This window comes from Burkholderia sp. E168m23, assembly GCF_016586125.1.
Classification (GTDB): Bacteria; Pseudomonadota; Gammaproteobacteria; order Burkholderiales; family Burkholderiaceae; genus Burkholderia; species Burkholderia orbicola.
Genome location: NZ_BCPP01000201.1, coordinates 1 through 8,483, shown reverse-complemented (window position 1 = coordinate 8,483; position 8,483 = coordinate 1). Strand labels below are relative to the sequence as shown.

11 protein-coding genes are annotated in these 8,483 nt (G+C 67.7%); 2 read left to right on the top strand and 9 right to left on the bottom strand.

Annotation, left to right across the window (positions count from 1 at the left end; translation table 11 throughout):
• The 6 genes from JMF90_RS12945 to JMF90_RS12920 form a co-directional block, all read right to left on the bottom strand.
• Positions 1 to 281: LysR family transcriptional regulator (locus JMF90_RS12945; RefSeq protein ID WP_201325144.1), on the bottom strand; the 281-nt coding region annotated here is incomplete at its 3' end.
• 79 nt (positions 282 to 360) lie between these two features.
• The gene (locus JMF90_RS12940; protein WP_011548626.1) at positions 361 to 1,605 is read right to left on the bottom strand and encodes an acyl-CoA dehydrogenase family protein; all 1,245 of its coding nucleotides are present in this window, start codon (positions 1,603 to 1,605) and stop codon (positions 361 to 363) included.
• A 40-nt stretch (positions 1,606 to 1,645) separates the two neighbouring features.
• Complete coding sequence (locus JMF90_RS12935; protein WP_011548627.1) at positions 1,646 to 2,404, bottom strand: SDR family NAD(P)-dependent oxidoreductase; 759 nt, start codon at positions 2,402 to 2,404, stop codon at positions 1,646 to 1,648.
• 7 nt (positions 2,405 to 2,411) lie between these two features.
• Positions 2,412 to 3,176 (bottom strand): SDR family oxidoreductase, encoded by a 765-nt coding sequence (locus tag JMF90_RS12930; protein WP_011548628.1) that lies wholly within the window; start codon positions 3,174 to 3,176, stop codon positions 2,412 to 2,414.
• A 78-nt stretch (positions 3,177 to 3,254) separates the two neighbouring features.
• A complete protein-coding gene (locus JMF90_RS12925) occupies positions 3,255 to 4,286 on the bottom strand; it encodes a phosphotransferase (protein ID WP_006480030.1) in 1,032 nt (343 codons plus the stop codon).
• 19 nt (positions 4,287 to 4,305) lie between these two features.
• Complete coding sequence (locus tag JMF90_RS12920; RefSeq protein WP_011548629.1) at positions 4,306 to 4,980, bottom strand: histidine phosphatase family protein; 675 nt, start codon at positions 4,978 to 4,980, stop codon at positions 4,306 to 4,308.
• Between the two features lie 169 nt (positions 4,981 to 5,149).
• Between JMF90_RS12920 and JMF90_RS12915 the strand changes: the two genes are divergently transcribed.
• Together JMF90_RS12915 and JMF90_RS12910 are read left to right on the top strand one after the other, a co-directional pair.
• Complete coding sequence (locus JMF90_RS12915) at positions 5,150 to 5,356, top strand: DUF1737 domain-containing protein (RefSeq protein WP_006480032.1); 207 nt, start codon at positions 5,150 to 5,152, stop codon at positions 5,354 to 5,356.
• A gap of 120 nt (positions 5,357 to 5,476) precedes the next feature.
• On the top strand, positions 5,477 to 5,632 hold the full coding sequence (locus JMF90_RS12910) for a DUF3309 family protein (protein ID WP_006483086.1): 156 nt from the start codon (positions 5,477 to 5,479) through the stop codon (positions 5,630 to 5,632).
• 128 nt (positions 5,633 to 5,760) lie between these two features.
• Here JMF90_RS12910 and JMF90_RS12905 read toward each other — a convergent pair whose 3' ends face one another.
• From JMF90_RS12905 to JMF90_RS12895, 3 genes are all read right to left on the bottom strand, one after another.
• On the bottom strand, positions 5,761 to 6,138 hold the full coding sequence (locus JMF90_RS12905; RefSeq protein WP_006480033.1) for a BON domain-containing protein: 378 nt from the start codon (positions 6,136 to 6,138) through the stop codon (positions 5,761 to 5,763).
• Between the two features lie 57 nt (positions 6,139 to 6,195).
• On the bottom strand, positions 6,196 to 7,185 hold the full coding sequence (locus JMF90_RS12900) for a LysR family transcriptional regulator (RefSeq protein ID WP_011548630.1): 990 nt from the start codon (positions 7,183 to 7,185) through the stop codon (positions 6,196 to 6,198).
• 136 nt (positions 7,186 to 7,321) lie between these two features.
• Positions 7,322 to 8,359, bottom strand: coding sequence for an NAD(P)H-quinone oxidoreductase (locus tag JMF90_RS12895; protein WP_011548631.1), 1,038 nt, complete (start codon positions 8,357 to 8,359; stop codon positions 7,322 to 7,324).
• Positions 8,360 to 8,483 lie beyond the last annotated feature (124 nt).

Sequence of the window (8,483 nt, the reverse complement as noted above, 5' to 3'; positions counted from 1 at the left end):
GAAGCCGGATCGAACACGTCGCCTTCGTGCGCGCTCGAATCCAGCAATTGCAGCGCCTCGCGCACGCGGCCGACGATGTTCTCGGCCATCGGCGTCGGCATCATCCCGGCTGGCGTGCTGACGAACAGCGGATCGTTCAGCGTCTTGCGCAGCCGCGCGAGCGCGTTGCTGACGGCCGGCTGCGTGAGGTTCAGCACCTCGGCCGCGCGCGTCAGGTTGCGCTTGTTGTAGATCGCCTCGAATACGACGAACAGGTTCAGATCAATCTTCGAAAGGCGCATCGCCGGATCTCCTTGCCGGCATCTTAATACGGCGTGCGCCTCCCGTTCACCCACGTCGCGCTCCCGTGCGGCGCGGCGCTCAGCCGCGCGGCGGCGGCGTCAGGTACGGCGTCGTCGCGCCGGGTTCGCCGCCCTTGATCTCCATCCGCGCGATGGCCTGCAGGTGCACCTCGTCCGGACCGTCGGCGAAGCGCAGCGCGCGGCCCCAGGTCCACAGGTCGGCCAGCGGCGTATCGGGGCTCAAGCCCGCCGCGCCGAATACCTGCATCGCGCGGTCGCATACGTCCGTATAGACGGTCGGCACGAGCGCCTTGATCATCGAGATTTCCTTGCGCGCCGCCTTCGCGCCGACCTTGTCGATCATCCACGCGGCCTTCAGCACCAGCAGGCGTGCCTGGTCGATCTCGATACGCGAGCGCGCGATCCATTCGCCGACCGTGCCGTGCCGGTTCAGCGGCTTGCCGAACGCGACGCGCGACTGCGCGCGGTCGACCATCAGCTCCAGCGCCAGCTCGGCCGCGCCGATCGAGCGCATGCAGTGGTGAATACGGCCCGGCCCGAGGCGCGCCTGCGCGAGCGCGAAGCCGCTGCCTTCCTCGCCGAGCAGGTTGCGCGCCGGCACGCGCACGTTGTCGAACGTGATCTCGCAGTGCCCTTCCGGCGCGTGGTGATTGACCACCGTGATGTTGCGCACGACCGTCACGCCCGGCGTGTCGCGCGGCACGAGGATCATGCTCTGCTGCTGGTGCGACTCGGCCTCGGGATCGGTCTTGCCCATCACGATGAAGATCTTGCAGTTCGGATGCGCGGCGTTCGTGATGAACCACTTGCGGCCGTTGATCACGTACTCGTCGCCCACGCGCTCGATGCGTGTCGTGATGTTGGTCGCATCCGACGACGCGACGTCGGGCTCCGTCATCGCGAACGCCGAGCGGATTTCCCCGCGCAAGAGCGGCAGCAGCCACTGTTCGCGCTGCTCGGGCGTCGCGAACATGTGCAGCAGTTCCATGTTGCCGGTGTCCGGCGCGTTGCAGTTGAACACTTCCGACGCCCAGCTCACGCGCCCCATGATCTCGGCGAGCGGCGCGTATTCGAGGTTCGTCAGGCCCATCCCCGGCTCGTCGTCCTTCAGGTGCGGCAGGAACAGGTTCCACAGCCCTTCCGCCTTCGCGCGTTCCTTCAGTTCCTCCATGAACGACACCGGATACTGGCCCGCGTGCACTTCGTCGTTCCACTGGCGGATGCGCGGCACGATGTGCGCATCCATGAATGCGCTCACGCGTTCGCGCAGTGCTTCCACTTTCGGGGTGTAGCCAAAGTCCATGATCGACTCCTCGAGATTTCCGTGTTTCCGTTCGTTCGGTTCAGAAGGCCGAGACGCCGCCGTCGACGGCGACGGCCTGCCCGGTCAGATACGTGTTGTCCTTCGCGCACAGCATCAGCATCGTCGCGACGATTTCGTCGGGCCGGCCGAGCCGCTTCATCGGCGAGCCCTGCGCCAGAAAATCCTGGCGCTCGCCGATCTCGCTGTCGGTGACCATCGGCGTCGTGCTGTAGAACGGGCACACCGCATTCACGCGGATGCCGTGGCGCGCGTATTCGAGGGCGGCCGTCTTCGTGAGCCCGACCACCGCATGTTTCGACGCCGCATACGCGGCCAGCTTCGGCGCGCCGCCGAGCCCGGCCATCGACGCGACGTTCAGGATCACGCCTTCGCGCTGCGCGAGCATCTGGCGGATCTGGTGCTTCATCCCGAAGAACACGCCCTTGGCGTTCACCGCGAAGTTCAGGTCGAGATCGGCTTCGTCGGTGTCGATCAGCGCCTTCATCGGCGGCGCGATGCCCGCGTTGTTGATGCCGACGTCGAGCCGCCCGAATCGCGCGACGGCTTCCTGCACCAGCGCGGCGACCTCCGTTTCGACGCGCACGTCGCAGCGCTGCGCGATCACGTCGGCGCCGGCCGCGCGCAGCGGCGCGGCCACGCGTTCGAGCGCATCGCCGTTCAGGTCGCCGAGCGCGAGCCGCGCGCCCATCGCGGCGAGTTCGCTCGCGAGCAGCGCGCCGAAGCCGCTCGCGGCGCCGGTGATCATCACGGCCTGGCCGGCGTAGCTGTCCAGTTTCATCGCGCGCTCAGATCGTCAGGCCGCCGTCGACGACGATGCATTCGCCGTTCGTGTAGCTCGCCGCATCCGACACGAGATACAGCACGGTGCCGGCCATTTCGCGCGGCTCCGCGTGGCGGCGCAGCGGAATCTTCGTCATCCAGGTTTCGTAGATGTCCTTGTCCGCGAACAGCGCGCCCGCGAACTTCGTCTTCGTGAGCCCCGGCAGCAGCGCGTTCACGCGGATGCCGAGCGGCCCGCATTCCTTCGCGAACGCCTTCGTCATGTTGACGACGGCCGCCTTCGTGATCGAATAGATGCCCTGCCAGTCGCCCGGCTGCAGCGCATTCACCGATGCCGTGTTGACGATCGCGCCGCCGCCGTGCGTCTTCATCAGCTTGCCGGCTTCGACCGACATGAAGAAGTACCCGCGGATGTTCACGTCGACGGTCTTCTCGTACGCGGCGAGATCGGTATCGAGGATGTGCCCGAAATACGGGTTCGCAGCGGCGTTGTTCACGAGGATGTCGAGGCGGCCGTGCTTGCCGCGGATGTGTTCGAACGTCGCGGCGATGTCCTCCAGGCGCCCGACGTGGCACGCCAGCGCCTCGGCGCGGCCGCCCGCCGCGACGATCGCGTCGGCCACGGCCTGGCAGTCGTCGAGCTTGCGGCTCGACACGATCACGTACGCGCCCTGCTCCGCGAGCAGTTTCGCGATTTCCTCGCCGATGCCGCGGCTCGCGCCCGTCACCAGCGCGATCTTGCCCGTCAGGTCGAACAGGTTCGTTGCCATGTTGCTGTGCTCCTCCATTGATGGTGTTGTCGTATTGCCGCGCGGCGATCGTGACGATCGTGACCCTTCGCGGCGATCTCAGCGATGCGCGTCGATCACGCCGACGGCCAGTTCGGCCAGCCGGCCGGCCATTTCGCCGACGCGCAGCGCCTGCTCGCTCGATGCGTTGCCCTGCAACGCGCGCGCCTTCACGCCCTGCGCGATCGCCGCGAGCCGGAAGAAGCTGAAGGCGAGGTAGAAATGCCAGTCGCGGATCGGCGCGATGCCGCGCAGTTCGCAGTAGCGCGCGACGATCGCCGCTTCGTCGGGAATCCCGAGCGCCGCGCGATCCTGGCCCGCGAGCCCGCGCACCTGGCCGCCGGACGGCAGCCGCAGGCACATGCAGAAGTACGCGAGATCGGCGAGCGGGTTGCCGAGCGTCGACAGTTCCCAGTCGAGCACGGCCTGCACGCGATAGCCGTCGCGCGCGAACATCAGGTTGTCGATCCGGAAGTCGCCGTGCACCAGTGCGGGCCGGCCCGTATCCTCGGGACACGCCTTCGGCAGCCAGTCGATCAGCGTCTCCATCGCATCGAGGCGCCCGGTTTCGGCCGCGCGATACTGCTTCGTCCACACGCCGATCTGGCGTTCGAAGTAGTTGCCCGGGCGGCCGTAGTCGGCAAGGCCCACCGCGTCGACATCGACGTCGTGCAGCGCGGCCATCGTCCGCAGCAGTGCGTCGTAGCAGGTCGCGCGCTCGGCCTTCGGCAGTTCCGGCAGCGCAGGGTCCCAGAAGATCCGGCCGTCCTCGAAGCTCATCACATAGAACAGGCTGCCGATCACGTCGCGGTCTTCGCACAGGTGATACGGATGCGCGACCGGCACCGCGGTACCCGACAGCGCGGTGAGCACGCGGAATTCGCGGTCGACCGCGTGCGCGGATTTCAGCAGTTCGCCCGGCGGCTGGCGGCGCAGCACGTAGCGGCCGCTCTTCGCATTCAGCAGGAAAGTCGGATTCGACTGGCCGCCGGCAAACTTCTCCGTGTCGACCGGGCCTTCGAAGCCCGGCACGTGGGTTTCCAGATAGCGCGTGAGGCGGGCTACGTCGAGTTGCTGGGAAGGGTTCGTCATCGTCGCGATCGTTCGTGGGTCAGCCGTAGGTGCGCAGCGCGTGTCGTTCGGGGTCCTCCAGATGCGGGATGCCGTTGAACGACGCGAGGTGGAACGCCTCGGCGTTGAAGAAAAACTGCGAAAGACTGCTGTTGCGGATCTGCAGGTTCAGCGCGATCGCGCTCGACGGCGGGGCCGCGAGCACCTGCTGCACGGTGACCGCGATCGGGCCGCCGGAGCTCACCGCCAGTACGCGCTGGCCGCCGCCTGCGCGGATCGCCGCGCGCGCGTCGGCCACGCGCTGCTGGAAATGGGCCCAGGTTTCGGGAGCCGCATCGCCGAGCTTGTCCTCGGTCCACAGCTGCAGCACCTGCCGGAGCGCGCGGAAATGGTCCTTCATCGTGCCGGCCGCGAGCCGCGCGATCTCCGGGTAGTCGCTGGCGGCGGCCGCGAACAGCCCGTGGAAATCGTATTCGTTCAGGCCGGGATGGCGATCGACCGCGACGCCTTCGCGGCCCATCCCGCGCAGGATCGCGGCGACCGTCTGCGCATGGCGGTTCATCGTGCCGCAGATCACGCGGTCGAACGCCAGGCCCTGCCGCACGAAATATTCGCCGAGCCAGACGCCCTGCTGGTCGCCCGCCGCGGAAAGCCGGTCGTAGTCGTCGGTGCCGAATGACGCCTGCCCGTGCCGTACCAGAAAGAGTTCAGCCATTGCATGCCCGCCTGAGTGAAGGATTCAGCATAGCGAGCGGGCGACCATTTTTAAAATTTATTTGTTGAATGAACTGGCATTCATGATGTAAATGCCCCTGCCTTCGCAGATGGCGTGGCTTTGTCCGACTTATACTGCCCGATCCGCCCCCTTCACAGGAGTCCCGCCCATGTCGCATTCCCCGCCCAACGACCTGCCCCGCTATCGTTTGCTGACGGGCAAGGACGACGCCACGTTTTGCCACCGTGTGTCGGATGCGCTGGCGCTCGGCTATCGCCTGTACGGTTCGCCCGCCGCCACCTTCAACGGCGATCACGTCGTCGTCGCTCAGGCCCTGCTCTGGCCGGACACCGCCGGCACGGACGCCGGCGCGTAATCCCGGTCGCCCGCCGCGCACCGTCCGATGCGGCAGCGGCGCCCTACGGAACGATCGTCCCCTCGCGGCACGCGAATTGCGACAGCCGACACCGTGTCGAATAAATCCAGGAGGGATGCGATGCTCGGTACGATCCTCATCATCGTTCTGATTCTGCTGCTCATCGGAGCATTTCCTGCATGGCCGCATAGCCGAAGCTGGGGCTACTGGCCATCGGGGACCGTCGGGCTGATCGTCGTCATTGTCGTGATACTGGTGCTGCTCGGTCGCATCTGACGCCCCCGCCACCCGCGGCGGGACGCGTCGCAGCCGGCACGGGTGCGTGCCTTCCCGAGCCTTCGCCGTGGATTCTTTACACGACGAGACCCGCAAAGACATGCACCCGATGCCGTCAACCCTTTCCGTTACTGGCCACCCTCCAGGCGTAACTGGAGCTTGCTCTTCACCGACGTCACGCCCGGGACCTGGCGGGCCGCGTCCACCGCGGCCCGGTCCTGCGACTCGTCGGCGATCTGCCCGGCCAGTGTCACGTCGCCCGTCTTCGCCTTCGCGAACACGGTGACCTGCGCATTGCCCACGCCGGGCGCTCTCACGATGGCCTGCCGAACCTTCTTCGCGAATGCGCGGTCGGCCGCGCGTTCGGCCTTCTTCGCCGCCCGCGGCGACGCGGCCGCCGATGCCGCCTGCTCGGCGGGCGCGGTGGGTGCGGCGGACTGCGCGTGACCGGCCAGCGGCGACAACGCAACGAAACCTGCAACGACGATTGCAAAACGGGACTTCATCGGATTCTCCTCGACAGGAACGAACGGGTACAACGGGTACGACGGATGGGCCGGCCGTCAGGCCGTGACACCGGCCACCGCACGGGCACGGGCACGCTCGCGGCCGCGCGGCGCCGCGAGCGCGTCGAGCGCGCGGGCGTCGGCTTTCAGCGCGGGCGACAACCCCAAGCGCAGATGCTCGACGAAGGTGCGAACCTTCGCGTCCAGGAAGCGGCGCGACGCATACATCGCGTAAACGTCGAGCATCGTCAACCGGTAGTCCGGCAGCACGCGCACGAGCCGCCCGCTGCGCAGGTCGTCGATCGCCGAATAGATCGCCAGCGAGCCGATGCCCAGCCCCGCGCGCAGCGCGATCGACAGCGCCTCCGGCGCATTCGCGTGGAACGGCGCGGCCGTGACCGCATGCGACGCGGTCTGGCCGCCGGGGCCGTGCAGCAGCCATTCGTCGTTCGCTTCGGCCGGCGTATCGAGGCGCAGGCAGGTATGGCGTGCCAGGTCGGCGGGCGCGGACGGCACGCCGTGGCGAGCCAGGTAGGCCGGCGACGCAACCAGCACGCTGAACGACGTGCCGCATGAATGCGCGATGCAGGCGGAATCAGGCAGGCTCGCGGCCGTGACGACCGATACGTCGTAGCCTTCCTCGACGAGATTGGGCATCCGTTGCGAATAAGTCATCTCGATGGCGACTTCGGGAAAGCGCGCCCGATAGGCGACGGCCAACGCGGTCACATGGCTCTGCCCGAGCCCCGGCATCGTATGCACGCGCAAGCGTCCGTACGGGCGGACCAGCGCGTTCCGGGCCTCGGCATTCGCCTGGTCGACATCGCCGAGAATCGATTGCAGGCGCTCGAAATAGCGGCGCCCGCTGTCGGTCAGTGCGATTTTCCGGGTGGTCCGGTTCAACAGACGAATCTGCGCATACGCCTCCAGGCTCGCGACGGCCCGCGACACCTGCGCGGTCGCGACATCGGTCTGCTTCGCCACGGCGGAGAAGCTGCCGGCCTGCACGACGCGAACGAACGTCCGCATGTTCTCGAGCATGTCCATTTCGACTCATCGTCCAGTGCGGTGCTGCATCCACGCGACGCGCCGGCGGGGCGCGGCGACGCATTCGGTGCCCCGATTGTCGGGCCATCCCCGCCGCAGCTTCAGCCCCCCGACCGGGGGCTGAAGCGTCCGCGGATCATGTGGAATGCTTGGCGTTTGCGTCGATGGCAGCCCGAAGCGCATGATCCGCGGCCGGCGTCGCCAGCACGATCTTGCCGATATGCCGTCCCGAATCCATCAGCTCGTGCGCCGCGCGCGCGTCGCGCAAATCGAACAGCCGATAGACCTGCGGCCTGACCGTGCCTTGCCGGATCAGCGGCCACACGGCCTCCTCGAGCTCGCGAATGATCTGCGCCTTCTCCGCGTAAGTGCGCGAGCGCAGCGTCGAGCCGATGTGCGTGAGCCGCTTCGTCAGCATCGGAAACAGATCGAGCTCCTTCGCGGGGCCATTGATCACGCCGATCTGCACGATGCGCCCGTTCATCGCGGCCGCCGCGAAATTGCGCGCGACGTAGTCGCCCGCGATGATGTCGACGATCACGTCGACGCCCTTGCCGCCCGTGAAGCGCGCGACTGCCTCGACGAAATCCTCGCTGCGATAGTCGATCGCGAGATCCGCGCCGAGCCGCATGCTCGCGTCGCGCTGCGCGTCCGACCCGACGGTGGTGATGATCGTCGCCGCGCCGAACGCCTTCGCCAGCATCGTCGCCGTCGTACCGATGCCCGACGCGCCGCCGTGGATCAGCACGCTTTCACCGGGGGAAAACCGACCGCGCTGGAACAGGTTCAGCCAGACCGTCATGAAGGTCTCCGGCAGCGCCGCTGCCTCGGCCATCCCGAGGCCGTCGGGAATCGCGAGCGTGTTGCTCTCGTTCGCCACCGCGTATTCCGCGTAGCCGCCGCCGGGAATCAGCGCGCAGACGCGATCGCCGACGACGAACCGCGTGACGTCGCGCCCGACCGCGACGACCTCGCCGGCGATCTCGAGGCCGGGAATGTCGGACGCGCCGGGCGGCGGATCGTACAGCCCCTTGCGCTGGAATACGTCCGGGCCGTTGACGCCGGCCGCGTGAATCCGGATCAGCACGTCGCCGGGGCCCGGCACCGGTACGGCCCGGGTCGCCGGCACGAGCACGTCGGGGCCGCCGGGCCGCACGATTTCGATCGCGGTCATGTGGGTGGGCAGGGGGGCGCGTCATCAATCACGATATGATCCTCAACGTTCGTCGATGCGCGGCCGATTCGCGGGCCATCCCCGAATCGCGGCATCGCCATGTAGGTGAAGCCAGTCTATGGGC